This is a genomic window from Streptomyces sp. NPDC091271, from assembly GCF_044757505.1.
GTDB lineage: Bacteria > Actinomycetota > Actinomycetes > Streptomycetales > Streptomycetaceae > Streptomyces.
Map to the genome: position 1 here is coordinate 894,702 of NZ_JBIVVD010000002.1, position 20,274 is coordinate 914,975.

General features: G+C 70.6%; 25 protein-coding genes and 1 riboswitch. Of the genes, 14 read left to right on the forward strand and 11 right to left on the reverse strand.

Annotated features, from left to right (window positions below; genetic code table 11):
- Positions 1–22: 22 nt before the first annotated feature.
- On the forward strand, positions 23–673 hold the full coding sequence (locus tag ACIQM3_RS11105; protein ID WP_362927748.1) for a TetR family transcriptional regulator: 651 nt from the start codon (positions 23–25) through the stop codon (positions 671–673).
- Between the two features lie 21 nt (positions 674–694).
- On the opposite strand, the gene def is transcribed toward ACIQM3_RS11105, so the two are convergent.
- Entirely contained in the window at positions 695–1,249 is a 555-nt protein-coding gene (gene def, locus ACIQM3_RS11110) for a peptide deformylase (RefSeq protein WP_401621985.1), read from the reverse strand.
- A 114-nt stretch (positions 1,250–1,363) separates the two neighbouring features.
- On the opposite strand from def, the gene ACIQM3_RS11115 reads away from it, so the two are divergent.
- The 9 genes from ACIQM3_RS11115 to ACIQM3_RS11155 all read left to right on the forward strand — a co-directional run bounded on the left by ACIQM3_RS11115 (position 1,364) and on the right by ACIQM3_RS11155 (position 8,936).
- Complete coding sequence (locus ACIQM3_RS11115) at positions 1,364–2,602, forward strand: MurT ligase domain-containing protein (protein WP_031094061.1); 1,239 nt, start codon at positions 1,364–1,366, stop codon at positions 2,600–2,602.
- A gap of 34 nt (positions 2,603–2,636) precedes the next feature.
- Positions 2,637–3,365 (forward strand): type 1 glutamine amidotransferase, encoded by a 729-nt coding sequence (locus ACIQM3_RS11120; RefSeq protein ID WP_393756960.1) that lies wholly within the window; start codon positions 2,637–2,639, stop codon positions 3,363–3,365.
- A 199-nt stretch (positions 3,366–3,564) separates the two neighbouring features.
- Positions 3,565–4,590 carry a 6-phosphofructokinase gene (locus ACIQM3_RS11125; RefSeq protein ID WP_401621989.1) on the forward strand — a complete coding sequence of 342 codons (1,026 nt, stop codon included), beginning with the start codon at positions 3,565–3,567 and terminating at the stop codon, positions 4,588–4,590.
- Between the two features lie 111 nt (positions 4,591–4,701).
- A complete protein-coding gene (locus tag ACIQM3_RS11130; RefSeq protein WP_362927752.1) occupies positions 4,702–5,652 on the forward strand; it encodes a cytochrome c oxidase assembly protein in 951 nt (316 codons plus the stop codon).
- 67 nt (positions 5,653–5,719) lie between these two features.
- Positions 5,720–5,878 carry a hypothetical protein gene (locus ACIQM3_RS11135; protein ID WP_107103313.1) on the forward strand — a complete coding sequence of 53 codons (159 nt, stop codon included), beginning with the start codon at positions 5,720–5,722 and terminating at the stop codon, positions 5,876–5,878.
- 206 nt (positions 5,879–6,084) lie between these two features.
- Positions 6,085–6,339: an HU family DNA-binding protein gene (locus ACIQM3_RS11140; protein ID WP_401621993.1), complete on the forward strand. Its 255-nt coding sequence runs from the start codon at positions 6,085–6,087 to the stop codon at positions 6,337–6,339.
- 15 nt (positions 6,340–6,354) lie between these two features.
- Positions 6,355–6,741 carry a polyketide cyclase/dehydrase gene (locus ACIQM3_RS11145; RefSeq protein WP_401621996.1) on the forward strand — a complete coding sequence of 129 codons (387 nt, stop codon included), beginning with the start codon at positions 6,355–6,357 and terminating at the stop codon, positions 6,739–6,741.
- A gap of 368 nt (positions 6,742–7,109) precedes the next feature.
- Positions 7,110–7,820 (forward strand): lysophospholipid acyltransferase family protein, encoded by a 711-nt coding sequence (locus tag ACIQM3_RS11150; RefSeq protein ID WP_401621999.1) that lies wholly within the window; start codon positions 7,110–7,112, stop codon positions 7,818–7,820.
- 87 nt (positions 7,821–7,907) lie between these two features.
- Positions 7,908–8,936, forward strand: coding sequence for an NAD-dependent epimerase/dehydratase family protein (locus ACIQM3_RS11155; RefSeq protein WP_401622426.1), 1,029 nt, complete (start codon positions 7,908–7,910; stop codon positions 8,934–8,936).
- 81 nt (positions 8,937–9,017) lie between these two features.
- On the opposite strand, the gene ACIQM3_RS11160 is transcribed toward ACIQM3_RS11155, so the two are convergent.
- From ACIQM3_RS11160 to ACIQM3_RS11195, 8 genes are all read right to left on the reverse strand, one after another.
- A complete protein-coding gene (locus ACIQM3_RS11160; RefSeq protein ID WP_401622002.1) occupies positions 9,018–10,595 on the reverse strand; it encodes an alpha/beta hydrolase in 1,578 nt (525 codons plus the stop codon).
- 154 nt (positions 10,596–10,749) lie between these two features.
- Positions 10,750–11,535: an urease accessory protein UreD gene (locus ACIQM3_RS11165; protein ID WP_401622005.1), complete on the reverse strand. Its 786-nt coding sequence runs from the start codon at positions 11,533–11,535 to the stop codon at positions 10,750–10,752.
- Entirely contained in the window at positions 11,532–12,209 is a 678-nt protein-coding gene (gene ureG, locus ACIQM3_RS11170; protein WP_401622008.1) for an urease accessory protein UreG, read from the reverse strand. Before ureG ends, ACIQM3_RS11165 begins: the two co-directional genes overlap by 4 nt.
- A 43-nt stretch (positions 12,210–12,252) precedes the next feature.
- Positions 12,253–12,918 (reverse strand): urease accessory protein UreF, encoded by a 666-nt coding sequence (locus tag ACIQM3_RS11175; RefSeq protein WP_401622010.1) that lies wholly within the window; start codon positions 12,916–12,918, stop codon positions 12,253–12,255.
- 17 nt (positions 12,919–12,935) lie between these two features.
- Complete coding sequence (locus ACIQM3_RS11180; RefSeq protein WP_401622012.1) at positions 12,936–14,657, reverse strand: urease subunit alpha; 1,722 nt, start codon at positions 14,655–14,657, stop codon at positions 12,936–12,938.
- Positions 14,650–14,961 carry an urease subunit beta gene (locus ACIQM3_RS11185; RefSeq protein WP_393756989.1) on the reverse strand — a complete coding sequence of 104 codons (312 nt, stop codon included), beginning with the start codon at positions 14,959–14,961 and terminating at the stop codon, positions 14,650–14,652. Before ACIQM3_RS11185 ends, ACIQM3_RS11180 begins: the two co-directional genes overlap by 8 nt.
- A gap of 14 nt (positions 14,962–14,975) precedes the next feature.
- Positions 14,976–15,278 (reverse strand): urease subunit gamma, encoded by a 303-nt coding sequence (locus ACIQM3_RS11190; protein WP_104790628.1) that lies wholly within the window; start codon positions 15,276–15,278, stop codon positions 14,976–14,978.
- A 139-nt stretch (positions 15,279–15,417) separates the two neighbouring features.
- Positions 15,418–16,038, reverse strand: a complete 621-nt coding sequence (locus ACIQM3_RS11195; protein WP_401622015.1) for a TetR/AcrR family transcriptional regulator — start codon at positions 16,036–16,038, stop codon at positions 15,418–15,420.
- A 110-nt stretch (positions 16,039–16,148) separates the two neighbouring features.
- Between ACIQM3_RS11195 and ACIQM3_RS11200 the strand changes: the two genes are divergently transcribed.
- The gene (locus ACIQM3_RS11200; RefSeq protein WP_401622018.1) at positions 16,149–17,144 is read left to right on the forward strand and encodes an ABC transporter permease; all 996 of its coding nucleotides are present in this window, start codon (positions 16,149–16,151) and stop codon (positions 17,142–17,144) included.
- Between the two features lie 101 nt (positions 17,145–17,245).
- Here the strand turns inward: ACIQM3_RS11200 and ACIQM3_RS11205 are convergent, their stop codons facing one another.
- Positions 17,246–17,545: a type II toxin-antitoxin system Phd/YefM family antitoxin gene (locus ACIQM3_RS11205; protein ID WP_401622020.1), complete on the reverse strand. Its 300-nt coding sequence runs from the start codon at positions 17,543–17,545 to the stop codon at positions 17,246–17,248.
- A gap of 79 nt (positions 17,546–17,624) precedes the next feature.
- On the opposite strand from ACIQM3_RS11205, the gene ACIQM3_RS11210 reads away from it, so the two are divergent.
- The 3 genes from ACIQM3_RS11210 (at position 17,625) to ACIQM3_RS11220 (ending at position 19,586) form a co-directional block, all read left to right on the forward strand.
- Positions 17,625–18,260, forward strand: coding sequence for an ATP-dependent Clp protease proteolytic subunit (locus tag ACIQM3_RS11210; RefSeq protein ID WP_401622023.1), 636 nt, complete (start codon positions 17,625–17,627; stop codon positions 18,258–18,260).
- Between the two features lie 7 nt (positions 18,261–18,267).
- On the forward strand, positions 18,268–18,576 hold the full coding sequence (locus ACIQM3_RS11215) for a hypothetical protein (protein WP_401622026.1): 309 nt from the start codon (positions 18,268–18,270) through the stop codon (positions 18,574–18,576).
- 339 nt (positions 18,577–18,915) lie between these two features.
- A riboswitch (cyclic di-AMP (ydaO/yuaA leader) is annotated at positions 18,916–19,112 on the forward strand.
- 3 nt (positions 19,113–19,115) lie between these two features.
- Entirely contained in the window at positions 19,116–19,586 is a 471-nt protein-coding gene (locus ACIQM3_RS11220; RefSeq protein WP_401622029.1) for a C40 family peptidase, read from the forward strand.
- A gap of 18 nt (positions 19,587–19,604) precedes the next feature.
- Here the strand turns inward: ACIQM3_RS11220 and ACIQM3_RS11225 are convergent, their stop codons facing one another.
- A complete protein-coding gene (locus ACIQM3_RS11225; RefSeq protein WP_401622032.1) occupies positions 19,605–20,246 on the reverse strand; it encodes a LysE family translocator in 642 nt (213 codons plus the stop codon).
- Between the last annotated feature and the right edge of the window lie 28 nt (positions 20,247–20,274).

Consider the following 20,274-nt stretch of genomic DNA (forward strand, 5'->3'; position numbering starts at 1 on the left):
TGGGTGGGGCGGGAGAAACGACATGGAGACCACAAGAGGGGCCGAACGGCAGCGGACTGCGGCCGAACGCCGCCGCCGGGAGCTGCTCGAAGCCGCGGACCGAGTGGTGCTCAGGGACGGCCCGAAGGCGTCGATGAACGCGATCGCCGCGGAGGCCGGGATCACCAAGCCCATCCTCTACCGGCACTTCGGCGACAAGGGCGGCCTCTACCGTGCGCTCGCCAAACGCCACACCGACGCGCTGCTGAGCGCTCTGCGGGCCGCGCTCGACGCGCCCTCCGAGCGTCGTGAACGGGTCGAGTCGACCCTGGACACCTACCTCGCGGCGATCGAGGCGCGCCCCCAGGTCTACCGCTTCCTGATGCACCCGTCCGACGACGCGGCCCCCTCGCCCGAACAGGGCTTCGACGTGGGCCGTCACTCCGCGCCGCTGCTGCGCCGCCTCGGCGAGGAGCTGGGGAAGGTGATCGCGGAGCGGGTCGATCTCGGTCCGGACAGCGAGCAGATGGCCCGCATCTGGGGTCACGGCATCGTCGGCATGATGCACGCGGCCGGCGACTGGTGGCTGGGCGACCGGCCGTGCTCGCGGGAACAGCTGGTACGCAGCCTCGCCGACCTGCTCTGGGGCAGGCTCGCCGAGGCCGGCGACCTACCCGGCGGCCAGGGGTTCTGAGCGACCGGCCGGCTCCGGAGCTCAGTCGTCGGCGGCCGTACGCGCCCAGGGCGCCCGTCGGGCCGCACGCAGCGCCCTGGCCCGGCGCAGCCCCGTGAGCCGGTCCGTGTAGACCGATCCTTCGAGGTGGTCGCACTCGTGCTGCAGGCAGCGGGCGAACCATCCGGTGCCTGCGATCCGCACCGGCTCCCCCGTCACCGTCCGGCCCTCGACCACCGCATGGTCGAAACGCGGGGTCGCGGCTTCGAGCCCCGGAAGCGAGAGACATCCCTCCGGTCCGCGTACGGTGATGCCGTCCGCCTCGACCAGTACGGGATTGACGACGTGGCCCAGGTGCCGGACCTCGTCGTCGTCCGGACAGTCGAAGACGAACACCTTGAGGGGGGAGCCGATCTGGTTCGCGGCGAGCCCCACACCGTTCGCGGCGTACATGGTGGCGAACATGTCCTCCACCAGCCGGGCGAGCGACGGGCCGAAGTCGGTGACGTCGTCGCACGGACTGTGGAGCACCGGGGCGCCGAGCAGAGTCATGGCGCGAACGCGTCCGGTACTGCCGGGGATCGGGCGGTTTCGCATGGGGAGAAGCGTACGTTCCACGTGACCTCCACGTTCCCCCTGGTGCCGAGGTGCGGTCGGCGCGCCGGACATCGATAGGCTGGGCGAGGACTTACGCAAGGAGGATCTAGGACGATGGCAGGCAACACGGAGCCGTTGTCGCCGCGGGCCAAGCTCGCCGTGACGGCGGGCAAGGCAGCGGCGGCGGTGTCGCGCGCTGCGGGGCGCGGCAGCGGATCGGTGATCGGCGGCCGGGTGGCGCTCAAGCTCGACCCCGACCTGCTCGGGCGGCTGGCGCAGCACCTGGACGTGATCCTCGTGTCCGCGACGAACGGCAAGACGACCACCACCCGGCTGATCGCGGAAGCGCTCACGGCGGCCGGTCCCGTCGTGTCGAACGCACTCGGAGCCAACATGCCCGCGGGGATCACCTCCGCGCTGGCAGGTGGCTCCGACGCGCGGTACGGCGTGATCGAGGTCGACGAGAAGTACCTCGCGGGTGTGGCACGCGACACGACACCGAAGGTCATCGCGCTGCTCAACCTCTCCCGCGACCAGCTGGACCGCGCGGCGGAGACCCGGATGCTGGCCGAGAAGTGGCGTGAGGGCCTGTCGGGCTCGAAGGCCGTGATCGTGGCCAACGCCGACGACCCGCTGATCGTCTGGGCCGCCTCCTCCTCCCCCAATGTCGTGTGGGTCGCGGCGGGGCAGGCGTGGAAGGACGACGCCTGGTCCTGCCCGTCCTGCGGCGGTGTGATGCAGCGCCCCGGCGACGACTGGTTCTGCGGCGAGTGCGGCTTCCGCCGCCCCGCCCCGAGCTGGGCGCTGAACGGCGACTACGTCCTGGACCCGCACGGTTCCGCGTGGCCGATCCACCTCCAGCTGCCGGGCCGGGCCAACAAGGCCAACGCCACGAGCTCGGCCGCCGTGGCCGCGGTCTTCGGCGTACCGCCGCAGGTCGCCCTGGAGCGCATGTACCAGGTGCAGGCCGTGGCGGGCCGCTACGACGTCGTCACCTTCCTCGGCCGTGAGCTCCGGCTCCTGCTGGCGAAGAACCCGGCGGGCTGGCTCGAGACGTTCTCCCTGATCGACCCGCCGCCGACCCCGGTGATCCTGTCCGTGAACGCGCGTGGCGCCGACGGCACCGACACCTCCTGGCTGTGGGACGTCGACTACACCCAGCTCTACGGTCACCCGATCTTCGTGCTCGGTGACCGCAAGCTGGACCTCGCGGTCCGGCTCGAGGTGGCCGGACTGGACTTCCGCGTCTGCGAGACCCTGGACGAGGCCGTCCAGATGGCTCCGCCCGGCCGCATCGAGGTCATCGCCAATTACACCGCCTTCCAGGATCTGCGCCGTCGTGTCGGCAACTGACCCCCGCGCGGGCAACCCCCGGAGAGGACGAAGCATGAGCAACAACAGCCTGCGGCTGGTGTGGGTCTACCCCGACCTCCTCAGCACCTACGGCGACCAGGGCAACGCCCTGGTGGTGGAGCGCCGTGCCCGCCAGCGCGGCCTCGACGTGGCGCGCGTGGACGTACGCAGCGACCAGCCCATCCCGACGTCGGGCGACATCTATCTGATCGGCGGCGGTGAGGACCGGCCGCAGCGGCTCGCCTCGGAGCGGCTGCGCCGTGACGGCGGGCTGAACAGGGCCGCGGCGAACGGCGCGATCATCTTCTCGGTCTGCGCGGGCTATCAGATCCTCGGCCACGAGTTCATCAACGACCTCGGCGAGCGCGAGCCCGGCCTCGGGCTGCTCGACGTCGTCTCGACCCGTGGTGAGGGCGCCCGGTGCGTCGGCGACGTGCTCGGCGACATCGATCCGAACCTGGGGCTGCCGCCGCTGACCGGTTTCGAGAACCACCAGGGGGTCACGCATCTCGGTCCCTCGGCGCGCCCGTTCGCCCGGGTGCGTCTCGGCCGGGGCAACGGCACGGGTGACGGCACGGAAGGCGCGTACAACGACACCGTCTTCGGTACGTACATGCACGGGCCGGTGCTGGCCCGGAACCCGCTGATCGCGGACCTGCTGCTGAAGCTGGCCCTGGACGTCAACGCCCTGCCGCCGAGCGACGACCGGTGGTACGAGGCGCTGCGCGCCGAGCGGATCGCCGCGGCGACCCAGCCCGCCTGACCCAGCCCCGCCTGACGCGGCCCGTACGGACCGGCCTCTCCGGGGGCCGGTCCGCGTGTGCCGGGCCGGTGTACATCCGGTGGACGTCCAGCAGTCGGACAGTGGGTTCGGTCCGGCCACCCCGCGCCGGTAGGGTGGCGGGGATCCAACCGGACGACGTGGTCCGGCGTCGGCCCACGTTGCAAAGGTTTCCCGGGCAATGCGAATTGGTGTGCTCACCTCCGGTGGCGACTGCCCCGGCCTCAACGCCGTCATCCGTTCCGTCGTACACCGCGCGGTCGTCGACCACGGCGACGAGGTCATCGGCTTCCACGACGGGTGGAAGGGCCTCCTCGAGTGCGACTACCGCAAGCTCGACCTCGACGCGGTCGGCGGCATCCTCGCGCGTGGTGGCACGATCCTCGGCTCCTCCCGTGTCCAGCCCGCGCATCTGCGTGACGGCGTGGAGCGGGCGAAGGGCCATGTCGCCGACCTGGGCCTGGACGCGATCATCCCGATCGGCGGCGAGGGCACGCTGAAGGCCGCCAATCTGCTCTCCGAGGCCGGTCTGCCCATCGTCGGTGTGCCGAAGACCATCGACAACGACATCGCCTCCACCGACGTGACCTTCGGTTTCGACACGGCCGTCGGCGTCGCGACCGAGGCGCTGGACCGGCTGAAGACCACGGCGGAGTCGCACCAGCGGGTGCTGATCGTCGAGGTCATGGGCCGCCACACCGGCTGGATCGCGCTGCACTCGGGCATGGCGGCCGGCGCGCACGCCATCGTCGTACCCGAGCGGCCCTTCGACATCGACGAGCTGACCGCACTGGTCGGCAAGCGCTTCTCGGACGGCAAGAAGTTCGCGATCGTCGTCGTCGCGGAGGGTGCGAAGCCGCGGGAGGGCTCCATGGAGTTCAACCAGGGCAAGAAGGACATCTACGGCCATGAGCGCTTCGCCGGCGTGGCGACGCAGCTCTCCGGCGAGCTGGAGCAGCGCCTCGGCAAGGAGGCCCGCCCCGTGATCCTCGGCCATGTGCAGCGCGGCGGCACCCCGACCGCGTACGACCGCGTCCTGGCCACCCGCTTCGGCTGGCACGCGGTGGAGGCCGCTCACCGCGGCGAGTTCGGCATGATGACGGCGCTGCGCGGCACGGACATCACGATGGTCCCCCTGGCGGCTGCCGTGGAGACCCTGAAGACGGTCCCGGCCGAGCGCTACGCCGAGGCGCAGGTCGTACTCTGACCGTCACGACACCCGCTGAACCGCCCCCGGCCGCACCCGCGGCCGGGGGCGGTTCTAGTCTGGACCGGACAACCGGCACGAAACGGGGACGTCCCCAGCGGGAGTGAACAGATGGATCACGGCGGGCACGGCATGAACATGGATCTGCCGCCGTTCACGCTGGGACGCGGGCTCGAGTTCTCCGCGGACCCGTTCTTCCTGGTCGGCTGCGTCGCCGCCCTCGCCCTGTACGGCTACGGGGTCGCGCGGCTGCGCGCCCGGGGTGACGGCTGGCCGGTGAACCGGATCGTGTTCTTCGTCATCGGTGTGCTGTCCATCGCCCTGGTGATGTGTACGGGGCTGAACGACTACGGCATGGTCATGTTCAGCGTGCACATGGTTCAGCACATGGTGATCAGCATGGTGTCGCCGATCCTGCTGCTGCTGGGCGCCCCGGTGACGCTGGCCCTGCGGGCGCTGCCCGTGGCCGGGCGGGACCGTACAGGACCGCGCGAGCTGCTGCTCAAGCTGCTCCACAGCCGCTACATGAAGATCATCACGCATCCGGTCTTCACGATCCCGCTCTTCATCGCGAGCCTGTACGGGCTCTACTTCACTCCGCTGTTCGACTTCCTCATGGGGTCGAAGACGGGCCACATCGCGATGATGGTGCACTTCCTGGCGGTCGGCCTGGTGTTCTTCTGGCCGATCATGGGCATCGACCCCGGCCCGCACCGGCCCGGTTACGTGATGCGGATGCTGGAGCTCTTCGCGGGCATGCCGTTCCACGCGTTCTTCGGGATCGCGCTGATGATGGCGAGCCAGCCGATGGTGAAGGCGTACGAGAACCCCCCGGCCTCGCTCGGTATCGACGCCCTGGGCGACCAGTCCGCGGCCGGCGGGATCGCCTGGGCCTTCAGCGAGATCCCGTCCGTGCTGGTGCTGATCGCGCTGGTCTTCCAGTGGTACCGCTCCGAGCAGCGGACGGCCAAGCGTTCCGACCGTGCCGCCGACCGGGACGGCGATCAGGAACTGAAGGCGTACAACGCCTATCTCGCGTCATTGCAGGCGCGCGGCCAGTAGCGGTGGGCGCCCCCGAGGGGTGACCATGGCTTCACCGGCCGTGCGGCCGGGTGAGGAGCGTGCGCTCATGCCTGGATCCACGAAAACCATGGGAGTGCTCACGGTCGGCGCGCTGGTCGCGGTGACGGCGTACACAGTGGCACTGGGGAGCAACGGCTGGCTCTGGTTCGGTTGGGTGGTCCTCGGGCTCGCCACTCTGGGGATGCTCGCCACCCGCGACACCTGACGAAGGGAGCGGCCGGCCCGCGGCTGCGCCTCCCGCCCCCGCCGGCGAAAGGTCCGCCGGCCTCCGCACCCGGCCGGCGTACGGCGCCGTGCGGAGGTGCGCCACCGGTGTCACCCTGGTGACACTGTGTGGCGCGTGACCGGCCGACGTGGACCGCGAGGTCGTGTCTGTCGCGCGTCTCCGTCGGCGGGAAGTGGGTGCTTCGCATGGACAGGGCCGGGCTGATCGAGGCGATCGGACGCAAGACGGCGGAGGACGGCGAGGTGCCGGCCGAGCAGATCGGCCGGGTCGTGGACGCCCTGTTCGGCACGGTCGCGGAGCCCGGCGCGATCGCCGAAGCCCTCAAGGCGGGGAGAGCGGTCACCCTGGTGGGCTTCGGCAGCTTCCACGACGTGGGCGGCGAGGCCTCCCTGCGGCCGGGCAAGGCCCTCAACGAGTTCATCCACGACCAGGCCGGATGAGCGAGGTCCGGTCCGATGGCAGCTGTGACGCTACGGGCCGAAGGCCGCGCGGCGGCCGAGGACGTCTGGCTGCGCTACGTCACGCCGGCCCGATGGCCGTCCTGGTCGCCGCAGATCAGGGCGGTGCGCGTGAACGACGAATGGATCAGGCCCGGCACCCGGGGTGAGATCGTCTCCCTGTTCGGGGTCACGGCGGCGTTCGTCGTCGAGTCGGTGGACGAGGAACGGTGGCGGTGGGCCTGGAGGGTCCGGCTGGGCCCGGTGCTCCTGCGGCTGCGTCACGAGGTCCTGCGCCTGCCGGGCTGCACGGCCACGACGCTCCGGATCGAGGGACCCGCTGTCGCTGTCGCAGCCTATGCCGGCCCGGCGCGGTGGGCGCTGGGGCGCCTGCTCCGAGGGTGACGGGACGGCCCCTTGACGCGGGACCCGGCGCGAAGCCACACCTGATCCGGAAGGGTCCTCCGACAGGTTCGGAGGACCCTTTCGCTGGCTCCCGCCACGTCACGGCGGTCTGGTGCCCGCCCCCGCTCCGCAGGACTTCCCGGAAGCACCCGGAACAGAGCTACGATCTCCGCCGGAGAGAAACGACGGAATCCGTACGCACCATCGACTGATGGCGCGTCAGGTGAGGCGACGAGAAGCGGGTACCAGTCGGAGGAGGCCGGTCCGCCGTGAGCCGCACCGACGCGTCGGCCACACGAGCGACAACACTATGCGTGACCTGGCAGAACGCGGCCAACAGCCCGGTCCGGAAGGCTAGGAGAGATGCTGTGTTCTATTACGTCCTGAAGTATGTCGTGCTGGGCCCCCTGCTCCGGCTGGTGTTCCGGCCTCGCATCGAGGGGCTGGAACACATTCCCGACGACGGCGCAGCCATCGTCGCGGGCAACCACCTCTCCTTCTCCGACCACTTCCTGATGCCCGCCATCCTCCGGCGCCGCATCACGTTCCTCGCGAAGGCCGAGTACTTCACCGGCCCCGGCATCAAGGGCAAGCTGACAGCGGCGTTCTTCCACAGCATCGGGCAGATCCCCGTGGACCGGTCCGGCAAGGAGGCCGGACAGGCTGCCATCCGCGAGGGGCTGGGGGTGCTGAGCAAGGGTGAACTGCTCGGCATCTATCCGGAGGGCACCCGCTCGCACGACGGACGGCTGTACAAGGGCAAGGTCGGTGTCGCGGTGATGGCGATCAGGGCGGGCGTACCGGTCATCCCCTGTGCGATGGTCGGCACGTTCGAGATCCAGCCGCCCGGTCAGAAGATGCCCAAGGTCAAGCGGGTCACGATCCGGTTCGGTGAGCCGCTGGACTTCTCCCGTTACGCCGGGCTGGAGGACCAGAAGGCGGCGATCCGTGCGGTCACGGACGAGATCATGTACGCCATCCTCGGTCTCTCCGGGCAGGAGTACGTCGACGAGTACGCGGTCAAGGCGAAGGCGGCGCAGGCCGAGGAGACCAGGAAGTTCCCACGTCGGCCACGCTGAGCGGGGAATCTGCTGTGGGCAGATTCCTCTGGTCCGGCCGACGGGGCCGCCAGTAGCGTTCCCCGTATGAGCAGAGGACGAGCGTTCGTGCTGGGAGCCACGGGACAGATCGGCCGTCCCGCGGTGCGGGCTCTGGCCGAGGACGGCTGGGAAGTGGTCGCCGCCTCACGCGGGGGCGGCCGGGACAGCGGCTGGGACGAGGGGGTCCGCACCGTCGCGGTGGACCGCGAGAAGGAGGGGGCGCTGGAGGCGGCGCTCGGTGAGGGCTGTGATGTCCTGGTCGACATGGTCGCCCTCCGCCGGGACCACGCCGCGCAGCTCGTCGGGCTCGCGGGCCGGGTCGGCTCCGCGGTCGTCATATCCAGCGGCGCGGTGTACGAGGACGACCGGAGCCGCAGTTTCGACACACAGGGCGAGCCCGACGGCTTCCCGGAGTATCCGGTGCCGGTCCCGGAGACACAGCGCACGGTCGCCCCTGAGGACACGACGTACGGGACGCGGAAGACAGCGCTGGAGCAGGAACTGCTCGCGGCCGGCGACGCGTTGCCGGTGACGCTCCTCCGGGCGGGCGCGATCCACGGGACGCACTGCCGGACTCCGCGCGAGCTGTACTTCGTCAAGCGATCGGTGGACGGACGCCGACGGCGGGTCCTCGCGTACGACGGGGCGAGCCGGTTCCATCCGGCCCATGTGTCCAACATCGCCGAGCTCATACGCCTCGCCGCCCGGCGCCCGGCTCCCCGGGTGCTCAACGCGGCGGACCCGCAGGCGCCGACCGTCGCCGAGATCGGCTCGGCCGTCGACGAAGTGCTCGGTGTGGAGACCGAGACGGTGCTGGTGGCGGGTGCGCCGCCCGAGGGCGGTATCGGGGAGACGCCGTGGAGCGGTACGCATCCCATCGTGTACGACATGGCCGCTGCCGAACGGGAGCTGGGCTACCGCCCGGTCACGGGGTATGTCGAGTCGCTGCCGCAGACCGTCGAATGGCTGGTCGCCCAGCTGCAGGGACGCGACTGGAAGCAGGCCTTCCCGGCGATGGCCCGCAACTACGGCGAGGCGCTCTTCGACTACGCGGCCGAGGACGCCTGGCTGGACCGGTACGACCGGGGAGCGTGAGCGGCGCTGCACCGGCCCGGGGTGGGGGGTGAGCGGGCGGCCGCCGGAAGACATCGGCCGCCCGCTCACGTCAGGTGGTGATCACGGAGTCGGTGTGGCGTGCGGGGTGCACGTCACATCGCGCCGGTCGGTCTTCCCCGTGAGCAGGTAGGTGTCCACCCGCTCGTTGACGCAGGGGTTGACCAGGCCCGTGACACCGTGCGAACCGGCGCCCTTCTCGGTGATGAGACGGGAGCCCTTGAAGCGCTTGTGCAGCTCGACGGCGCCCTCGTACGGGGTGGCGGCGTCGCGTGTGGACTGCACGATCAGTACCGGAGGCAGGCCCTTGCCGGTGCGGACGTCCAGCGGGGTCTGCTGCTTGGACGGCCAGGTCGCACACGGCAGGTTCATCCAGGCGTTGGCCCAGGTCATGAACGGGTGGTCCTTGTGCAGCCGGGTGTTGTCGCGGTCCCACTTCTTCCAGCTCGTGGGCCACTTGGCGTCCGCGCACTCGACCGCCGTGTACACGGCGTTGCTGTTCTCCGAGCTGACGTTCCCGGCGGTGTCCGACAGGTCGGGCGCCGCGGCGTCGATCAGCGCCTGGGTGTCGCCGCCCAGGTAGTCGCTCCAGACCTGGGCGGTGGGTGCCCAGGCGGAGTCGTAGTACGGCGCGCCCTGGAAGAAACCGATGAGTTCGGCGGGGCCGAGGACGCCGCCGATCGGACTCTTCTTGGCCGCGGCGCGCAGGGTCAGCCACGCCTGCTCGACCTTCTCGGGCGTGTCACCGATGTGGTAGGCCGCGTCGTTCTCGGCGACCCATGTCTTCCAGTCGTTCCAGCGCGTCTGGAAGGCGATGTCCTGGTTGAGGTTGGCCTCGTACCAGATGTTGTCCTTCGCCGGGTTGACCACGCTGTCGACGACCATGCGGCGTACGTGCGACGGGAAGAGCGTGCCGTAGACCGCGCCCAGGTAGGTGCCGTAGGAGACACCCAGGAAGTTGAGCTTCCGTTCGCCGAGCGCGGCGCGGATGACATCCAGGTCGCGTGCGGTGTTGGGCGTCGTCATGTGCGGCAGCATGTCACCGCTGCGCTCGGCGCAGCCGTCGGCGTACTCGGCGGCGAGCTTGCGCTGGGCCCGCTTGTCGGCCTCGCTGTCCGGCACCGGATCGGCCTTCGGGGCCTTCACGAACTCCTGGGGATCGATGCAGGAGATCGGCGCGGAGTGGCCGACCCCGCGCGGGTCGAAGCCGACGAAGTCGTACGCCTTCGCGGTCTTCGTCCAGAGCGGGTTCTTGGTGACGATGCGCTTCGGGAACGCCATGCCCGAGCCGCCGGGGCCTCCCGGGTTGTAGACGAGTGCGCCCTGGCGTTCGTCCTTCGTGCCCGTGCTGACGTGCCGGTCGACCGCCAGCTTGATCCGCTTGCCGTTCGGCTCGGCGTAGTCGAGCGGAACGCTCACCCAGCCGCACTGGATGGGTGCGGCGATCGCCCAGTCGGCCGGACAGTCCGTCCAGTCGATTCCGGCCTTCGCGGCCCGGACGGCGGCGATCTGGACACCGCGCGCCTCCTGGTCGCCGTGGTGCCGGCTGTCGGCACCGGCGGCCGGTGCGGCTATCGCCCCCGCTATGAGCGCGCCCGCGATCAGTGTGCCGGCCGAACCGAGCACCGCTGTGCGTCTCAAGTGGAACCTCCCCCTGCGTGATGCGCCGCCGGTGGCGGCGCGCTGGTTCACATGTCCAGGAGGATCCTTTCGTCTGTGAGGTCGCTGAGAACAGGGCGTACGCATGTTTCTTTACCGAACCAATAACCGGTGCGTCCTGTCCCGCTGAGCGAACTCACGGCTCCCGAAGGGCCTTTCCCTCCTTCAGCAGACCCTCCAGCGCCTCGTCCAGCACCGCGCGCAGCAGCCGCGCGTCGGCTGCGAGCGCGGTCACCAGGACGGCGGGCCCGGCCAGCGGGGTGACCGCGGCGGTGGGGCCGAGCAGTCGCGGTGCGGGAAGACCGTCGTCGAAGGCGGGGTCGACGACAAGCAGCTGCCCGACGGCGCGGTGGCCGCCCAGGACGGCCGCGCCGTCCCAGCCTCCCGGCGCTCCCGGCCCGTAGGACAGTTGCTGGTCGAGCAGCGGACGGCCGGCTCTCCGCACGGTCAGACGCGTCGAGAGCCGGCCGGTGGGTTCACCGTGCCTGCCCAGAATCTGTTCCTCACGGAGCACCAGGCGGGCGCTGTTGGCGAGTTCGGCCCGGGTGGTCATGTCGAGATCGCTGCCGTGGGCGGAGACGATCTGTTCGGGGAGCCAGTGGAGTTCGGCCCCCTCCCCCACGCTCAGCCGCACGTCGTACGAGGCGGCGCATGCGTCCGGGCCGGCCCCGGGGAGCGCCACGGTGGCCGCGGCGGAGTCCACCGTCACCCGTGCGCCGTCCTCCACCCGCGCCTCGATCGTGAGCCGGTCCCCGCCGAGGGGAGCGCTCATCGCGCCGACCACGGTGACCCGCGCGTACGTGGCATCCGGGGATCTGGTCCGGCGCAGGGCGAGCGGGCCTTCGCTCTCGAGGACCGGCAGCACGGTGGATCCCCGCCCGTCGGCGGAAGCCGTGATCCGGGCGATGGCCGTGACGCTCATGCGGTCCAGTCCGCGAGCCGGGCCCGCACCCAGTCGGCGACGGGCCCGACACCGTCGGCGCCGGTCAGGGAGGTGAACACCACGGGAAGGTCACCTCGCTGCTCCGCGGCGTCGCGGGCCATCCTGCCCAGGTCGGAGCCGACGTAGGGGGCGAGGTCGGTCTTGTTGATGACGAGCAGGTCGGCGGTGGTGACGCCGGGGCCGCCCTTACGGGGAATGTCGTCGCCGCCCGCGACGTCGATCACGAAGACCTGTGCGTCGACGAGCCCTTTGGAGAAGGTCGCGGTGAGGTTGTCGCCGCCCGATTCGACGAGGATGAGGTCGAGGGGGCCTACGGAGGCCTCCAGATCCTCGACCGCCTCGAGGTTGGCCGAGATGTCGTCGCGGATGGCGGTGTGCGGGCAGGCCCCGGTCTCGACGGCCTGGATGCGTTCGGGCGGCAGCACCGCGTTGCGGAGCAGGAAGGCGGCGTCCTCGCGGGTGTAGATGTCGTTGGTGACGACGGCGATGGAGATCCGGTCGCGCAGGGCGCGGCAGAGGGCGGCGACGGTGGCCGTCTTGCCGGATCCGACCGGTCCTCCCAGGCCGATCCGAAGCGCGCGGCGGGTGCCGTCGGGGCGGGTGGAGTCGGCACTGACGGCGGCCGGGCCGGTGTGCGCGTGGTCGAGATGCATGGTGCGGCTCCTGGTGATGACGGTGAGCTGGGGTTCGCGGGGTTCAGGACGCGAACAGGCGGACGGACCAGGCCGCGTGGGCCTCGGCGGAGATGTCGAGCAGCGGGGCGGAGGCGGCCGGCAGGGCGTCGATGCCGCGCCGGGCGGCCTCGGCGGCCTGTTCGGCGACCCGGTCGAGTGCGGGCGCGAGCCGGGCGAGGACCGCGGTGGCCTCGAAGGGGTCAAGGGACAGCAGACGTACCACCGCCGTGGCCGGGCCGCTGACCGCTTCGTAGGCGACGCAGTGTGCGGCGTCCGCGGGGTCGAGGCCGGCGGCCCGTGCCGTGAGCCCGAGGACGACGGGCTGGTGGGCGCCGCGCGGCCGGGCCTCGGCGAGCGCGGCCAGTTCGGCGCTCGGCCAGGTGGCTCGCGCCGCCCTCATCAGCTGCCGGCCGAGCTTGCGGGCGACGTTCCTGAGGGCCGGCGAGGGCGTCCGGGCGTCGGCGGCCTCGTCGAGGGCGAGCGGGTCCAGGCCGTGGGCGGCCGCGGCGGCCAGGGCGGCTGAGGTGAGCCCGGTGGTGTGAAGCCGGCCCAGGCAGAAGTCCGCCAGGTCCTCGGCGTTCCGGATGCGTCCCGCCTTGACGGCCGGCTCGGCCCCGCCGGAGTGGGCGTGCCCTCCTGCGGGGAAACGGCCGTCGGCGAGGACGAGCAGGGCTGCGCGAGTCGTCATGGAGTGCTGTCCTGCCCTCAGAAAAGGAAGTACCGCTGGGCCATGGGGAGCTCGGCGGCGGGGGCGGGTTCGACCGGATCGCCGTCGATGGTGACGGCGAAGCTGTCGGGGTCGACCTGGACCCGGGGCAGGGCGTCGTTCTCCCGCATGTCCGCCTTGGTGACGCCTCGGGTGCTGGTGATCGGCACGAACTCCTTGCCGAGCCCCAGGCGTTCCGGCAGCCCGGCCTCGACGGCGGCGGAGGAGACGAAGTTGAGCGAGTTGGCCGAGGGTGCGCGGCCCACGGCGCCGAACATCGGGCGCGGCATGACCGGCTGCGGGGTGGGGATCGACGCGTTGGCGTCGCCCATCTGCGCGTAGGCGATCTGGCCCCCCTTGATCACGGTCTGCGGCTTGACGCCGAAGAACGCCGGGTCCCACAGCACGAGATCGGCGAGCTTTCCGGTCTCGACGGAACCGATCTCCCGGTCCAGTCCTTGGGCCACCGCCGGGTTGATCGTGTACTTGGCGACATATCGACGTGCCCGGTGGTTGTCGGCGGGACCGTCACCCGGCAGGGCTCCGCGCCGCCGCTTCATCACATGGGCGGTCTGCCAGGTACGCAGGATCACCTCGCCGATGCGGCCCATCGCCTGGGAGTCCGAGGAGATGATCGAGATGGCTCCGAGGTCGTGGAGGATGTCCTCGGCCGCGATGGTCGAGGGCCGGATCCGGGACTCGGCGAAGGCGAGGTCCTCCGGCACCGTGGGGTTGAGGTGGTGGCAGACCATCAGCATGTCGAGGTGTTCCTCGATGGTGTTGACGGTGTGCGGCCGGGTCGGGTTGGTGGAGCTGGGCAGGACGTAGGGCTCCGAGACCACGCTGATGATGTCGGGAGCGTGCCCGCCGCCCGCGCCTTCGGTGTGGTATGCGTGGATGGAGCGCCCCGCGATGGCGGCCAGCGTGTCGGCGACGAACCCGGCCTCGTTGAGCGTGTCCGTGTGGATGGCGAGCTGGGCGCCGGTCTCCTCGCACACACCCAGGCAGGCGTCGATGACGGCGGGGGTCGCGCCCCAGTCCTCATGGATCTTGAACCCCAGTGCGCCCGCGCGCAGTTGGGAGTGCATGGCCTCCCGGGACATCGTGTTGCCCTTGCCGAGCAGACCGATGTTGACCGGGTATGCCTCAAGCGCCTCGAACATCCGGGCAAGGTGCCAGGGTCCCGGGGTGATCGTCGTGGCCTTGGTCCCCTCGGCCGGGCCCGTGCCTCCGCCGACGAGGGTGGTGATCCCGGAGGAGAGAGCCTGGTCGACGAGGGTCGGCGAGATGAAGTGGACGTGCGCGTCGATGGCACCGGCGGTGACGAACTTGCCGTTGCCCGCGATGATCTCGGTCTCGGGGCCGATGACCAGCTCGGGGTGGACGCCGTCCATCGTGTCCGGGTTGCCGGCCTTGCCGATCCCGGTGATCCGGCCGTCACGGATGCCGACGTCGGCCTTGACGACGCCCCAGTGGTCGATGATGACGGCGCCGGTGATGACGGTGTCGGGAGCCCCTTCGGCGCGGGTGGTCCGCGCCTGCCCCATCGATTCGCGGATCACCTTGCCGCCGCCGAACACCGCCTCGTCACCGGCCCGTCCGGGGCCGCCGGAGCGGTCCTCCTCGATCTCGACGACGAGATCGGTGTCGGCGAGCCGGATGCGGTCGCCGGTGGTGGGCCCGAACAGGTCGGCGTACACGGGGCGGCTGAGTTCAGGCATCGAGGGAACCTCCGGTGTCGCCGCGCAGTCCGGGGACGATACGCAGACCTGCGAGCGGGACGAGTTCGACATCGACGGGGATACCGGGTTCGAAGCGCACGGCGGTCCCGGCGGCGATGTTCAGCCGCAGCCCGTGGGCGGCGCGGCGGTCGAAGTCCAGGCCGGGGTTGGCCTCGGCGAAGTGGTAGTGCGAGCCGACCTGGACGGGCCGGTCCGCGGCGTTGAGGACGGTGAGGCGGGTGGCGGGGCGCCCTTCGTTGAGCGCGATCCGCCCCTCCGCGAACAGGATCTCTCCGGGAATCATCGGCCGTTCCCCCGTCAGACGATCGGTTCGTGGACGGTGACGAGCTTGGTTCCGTCCGGGAAGGTGGCCTCCACCTGGACGTCGTGGATCATCTCGGGGATGCCGTCCATGACGTCGTCGCGGGTGAGGACCTTTCTCCCGGAGGCCATCAGTTCGGCCACGGTCCGGCCGTCGCGGGCACCTTCCAGAAGGTGCGACGTGATCAGCGCGATCGCCTCGGGGTGATTCAGCCGCAGTCCGCGCGCCCTGCGCTTCTCGGCGACATCGGCCGCCACATGGATGAGCAGGCGTTCCTGTTCGTGCGGAGTCAGTTGCACGCTTCCACCCTCTTCGTCTCCCGCCCGGTACCTGCCCCGGACGCAGCGGGACCCTATCCCGCCTTCAACACTCTGTTGAACGATGAAGAGGATTCCGCGACCAGGTATTGCACGTTAGGGCGGAAGTTTTTCCGGCGCGTTAACTGATCTTTGACTGATCCATGGACATCAGCCCGCGCAACCCGTTCTCCAGGACGGCGGGTTCGACTCCACCGAAGAGGGCCTCCTGCGCCATGAAACCCTGAGCTGTGGCGATCATGGTGCGGGCGACATCATCGGCCGGAACGTCGGAGTGCATGAGACCGGCCGCGCGGTAGGCGTGCACCAGCTTCGCCCATGCCGCGCGCATGCCGGCGTAACCGTCCTCGAGCGTCCTCGCCAACTGGTCGTTACGCAGGGTCTCGGCCCACGCCTGGACGATGAGCGCGGCGCACGCACGGCGCTCCATCCCGTAGATCTGCCCCTCGAAGACCCCGCGCAGCACCCTGCCGAGGAGCACATCGGGAGTGGGGGGCGGAGTGAGCTCCGCCGCCTCCTCGAAGGCGCTCCGGATGAAGCGGAACGCCTCGTCGGCGATGGCCCCGATAAGGTCCTCCTTGCCCGCGAAGTAGCGGTATACGGCTCCGGCCGACAGCCCGACCTCCCTCAGCACGTCCTGCATCGAGGTGCCGTGGAAGCCGTTGCGGGCGAAGCAGCGCGCGGCGCCGGCGAGGATCTGCCGGCGGCGGGCGTCGAGGTGCTCCTGGGATACACGTGCCATGACCTCAATCTAAAACGAACGTTCCTTCTTGACAAGCGTCCCGGCCGGAGAGACAGTAGGTCACCATCTAAAAAACGAACGATCCTTCTCTTTGAATTGAGGCAGTCGTCATGCCTGCTGCGCCGAACCGCCGCGCGGTCACGGTCATCCTCCTCGTCCCGCTGATCGCGACAATCAGCCTCTGGGCGTTCTCCTGGCCCGCAGCCCGGATCGCCCCGCGCGATCTGCCCGTGGGTGTCGCGGGCGCCGCACCGGCGGCCGACCAGCTGCAGAGGCAGTTCGAACAGCGTGCGGGAGCCTTCGAGATCCACCGTTACGACGACGAGGCCGCGGCCCGCGACGCCATCGAGGACCGGGTCGTATACGGCGCCGTCGTCGTCACCGAGGAGGGCCCACGGCTGCTCACCGCCTCCGCGGCGAGCCCTGTCGTCTCCCAGCTGCTGACCGAGGCGGCCAAGGGGGCTGCTCCGTCGGGAACGGCCGTGCCGGTCACGGATGTCGTCGCCGCACCCGAGGCGGATCCGCGCGGCGCGGCGCTCGGCGCGAGCATCCTCCCGCTGGCACTCGCCGGCGTCGCCGCGGGGGCGATGGTGACCGTCATGAGGCTGCGCGGCGCCAGGGCGGCCGTGGCCCTTGTCGGCGCGGCGGGACTGGTGGGCATAGTCGCCACGGCCGTCGCCCACAGCTGGCTGGGCGTGGTGACGGGTGACTGGTGGACGGAAGCCGGCGCCGTCGGACTCACCGTGCTGGCCATCTCCTCCGGCGTCGCAGGGCTCGCGGCACTGGTCGGCTCGATGGGCATCGGCGTGGGCGCGCTGCTGATGGTGCTGCTCGGCAACTCCTTCTCGGGCGTCACGAGCGCGCCTGAACTGCTTCCCGAACCGGTCGGCACGATCGGCCAGTGGCTCCCGCCGGGCGCGGGTGGCTCACTGCTGAGGTCGGTGGCCTTCTTCGACGGCGCCGCGGCGGGCGGGGCCGCACTGACCCTGACGGCCTGGGCCCTGCTCGGCCTGGCGGCCGTACTGATCGGCGGACGGCGGCAGCCGGAAGCCGGCAGGCCGGCCGAACTCCCCGGCCGTCGCCGGGAACCGGTCCTCACCGGCTGACGGACACCCGCCGGACGAGCCGAGCCCCCGCCAGGACAGGCGGGGGCTCGGTTTTTCGTGCGTCGGCGGCAGACAGGGGCCCGGGGTTCCGCGGGGGGGCGTCAGCGGTCCCGGTCCTCGTGGCCGCGGTACTCCGCCGCGAGCCCGAATCGGTGCTGTTCGCCTTCAGCAGACGACACGGAGCGGAACGAGGAGACCGAACTGATCACCTGCTCCTCGGTCGCCACCTCCTGTGCCGCCGCCTCATCGTTCTCGAGTCGTTGCAGGTCAGCGGCCGAGACCAGAGCCACCAGGGGCTTTCCGTGCCGCGTCACCACGACCCGTTCACCCCCGTAGACGACGCGGTTGATCAGTTCGGCGAGCTCCGCCCGGGCTTGCGTCACCGGAATCTCGTAGGCCATACCCCCATCTTAACCTCCTGTACGTCCTGTACATTTTTTACGTACTGCGATTCGCTGTGGTCCGAGGAGAGGCATCGCCATGTTCCGTCCCGCCGCCCGCTACGTCCTGCCCGAGTTCACCGAGCGCACCGCCTACGGCTCCCGGAGCATGGATCCGTACTCGAAGCTGCTGTCCGAGCGGATCGTCTTTCTCGGCACGCCGGTCGACGACACCGCGGCGACCGACCTGATCGCGCAGTTCATGTATCTGGAGCACGCGGACCCCGACCGGCCCCTGTCCCTCTACATCAACTCGCCGGGCGGCTCCTTCAACGCCATGACCGCGATCTACGACACCATGCACTTCCTCGCCTGCGAGGTGGAGACCTTCTGCCTCGGCCAGGCGGGTTCGAGTGCCGCGGTGCTCCTCGCGGCCGGCACGCCCGGACGCCGACATGCCCTGCCGGGCGCCCGGGTAGTCATCCAGCAACCCGCCCTGGACGAACCGGTGCAGGGCCAGCCCTCCGATCTCGAGATCCAGGCCCGCGAGTTGGAGCGCGAGCGCGAGATGCTCACGGCCATGCTGGCCCGCCACACAGGCCGTTCCACACAGGAGATCAGCGCCGACATCGAACGGGACACCATCCTCGACGCCCCGGCCGCCCTGGCGTTCGGACTGGTGGACCACGTCGTGGAGAACCGCACGCCGTCCCAGCCGCCGCATCCCGCGAGGTGAACGCCCGATGCTCTCACCCCAGTTCCCGCCGCTCCCCGCCCTGACCCGCGCGGAGGCCGAGTTCATCGACTGCTACCTGGAGGTGCTCGACCAGCTCGGCCGCATCAACCCCGCACGCGGCAGCGACACGTACGGGGCGCTCCGGGCGGCTCAGGCTCTCGCCTCCCGGGCCACCGCCCTCCGTGACGCACTCGTGCTGATGCACGAACGGGGTGAGTCCCAGATCCACGCGGACACTCTGGCCAGGGCACTGCGGCTGCTGGACGGCGAGCGCCGCGCCGGTCGGGTCGCCGTGCCTCCCGCGTCGTCGAGTTGAGCGCTCCGGGCCCGACTCGGCCGCCGCACCCGCTTTTCGGCGCCTGTTTTCGACACGCCCGGCGGCCTGACGAGTTTTCCTCGCTCGATCGGCGTAGAAGGTCCCCCGCCCGAGGGACAGCCCAACTTGCGTGACAGGCGCGGACACTGAACGGAATCTGTCGTTCCGTCGCTGGTGCGCGGCTGGTCCGGTGCGACCGCCCCGACTCCGGACCGGCTGTGTCCACCCGATCGGATCAGTCGTGACGACTCTCACATATCGGCACTTCAACGAGGAAATCCGGCGGCGTGTGCGTAAAGATCCCTGGGACGACAAGCCCCCGCCACCGCGGCGGGGCGGTCCGGGCGGACGCCGAGTCCTGCCGCCGCCCGGATGCCTGGTCGACAGGAGTGGATCGGCAGGAGTGGAGGACCCGAGCACAACGGGCCGACCGGAGTTCCGGACGGCCCTCGGGGTGAAGCCGCTTCGCGCGGCCGGGCAACTTCGCCAGCCCGAACCCGACAGGTCATCCTTCACAGGCGGCTGACGAAGGGTTGCGCATGACTGCGCAGGTTCATGTCCCGTCACTGTTCGCCCGGGTCGGTACGGCCTCGGTCCTGACATTCGCCGTAGGCACCACCATGATGACTCCCGGTCTCGTGAACGACGCCGAGGCCGCCGCCCACTCGACGACGGCACTCAAGATCGCGGCCTCGAAGAAGGGCGCGCCCTACAGATGGGGCGCCACGGGCCCCCACAGGTTCGACTGCTCCGGGCTCACGCTCTACTCGTTCAAGAAGGCCGGCAAGAAACTGCCCCGCACGGCTCAGCAGCAGTACAACAAGACCCGCCATATCTCCAGGTCGCAGCGGAAACGCGGCGACCTGGTCTTTTTCCACGCGGGCCGCAGTGTGTACCACGTCGGCATCTACGCCGGCAGCGGGAAGATCTGGCATTCGCCGAAGACCGGCGCCGTGGTCCGGCTGGAGAAGATCTGGTCCGGAAACGTTTTGTACGGGAGGGTCCGCTGAGGTCCCTCCCTTTTCCGTTCAGTGCAGCAGGGGGCCCGTCACCAGCACGAGTCCCAACGCGGTGAGCGCCGTGCCGCTGCCACCCTCGATCACCCGGGCGGCACGCGGCCGGCGCAGCCACCGGCCCATGCGGTCCACCAGCAGGGCGACGGCCGGGAACCAGACGAGCGCGAGCAGGACGACCACCGAGGCCAGCAGCAGTGTCCTGGGCAGCGGTGGCTCCCCCTCGGGGACGAACTGGGGCAGCAGGCTGAGGAAGAGCACGGGCGCCTTCGGGTTGAGGGCGTTGGTCAGGAAACCCTGGCGCAGTGACCTTCCGGCTCCCGGCAGCGTCCTGCCCTCGCTCACCTCCTCGGCAGCGGTTCCGGTGGTGGCCTGCCGGCGCATCGCGTACAGGCCGCTGAGACCGAGGTAGAGCACGTACGCGCCGCCGAGCAGCTGAACGGTGCGGAACAGGGCGGGCATCGCCACGAGCACGGCGGCGAGCCCGGCCGCGGCCAGCGCGGTGTGCACCACAAGCCCTCCGGCGACTCCCGCGGCGGTGGCGAGCCCGGACCGCCGGGATGTGAGCGCGTTGCGTACGACCACGGTGAAGTCGGCGCCGGGAAGGGCCACCATTCCCGCGGCCACGGCGACGAAGGCGAGCAGTTGTGCGTCCATGGGTCCACCCTGACCGATCCCAGCCCTT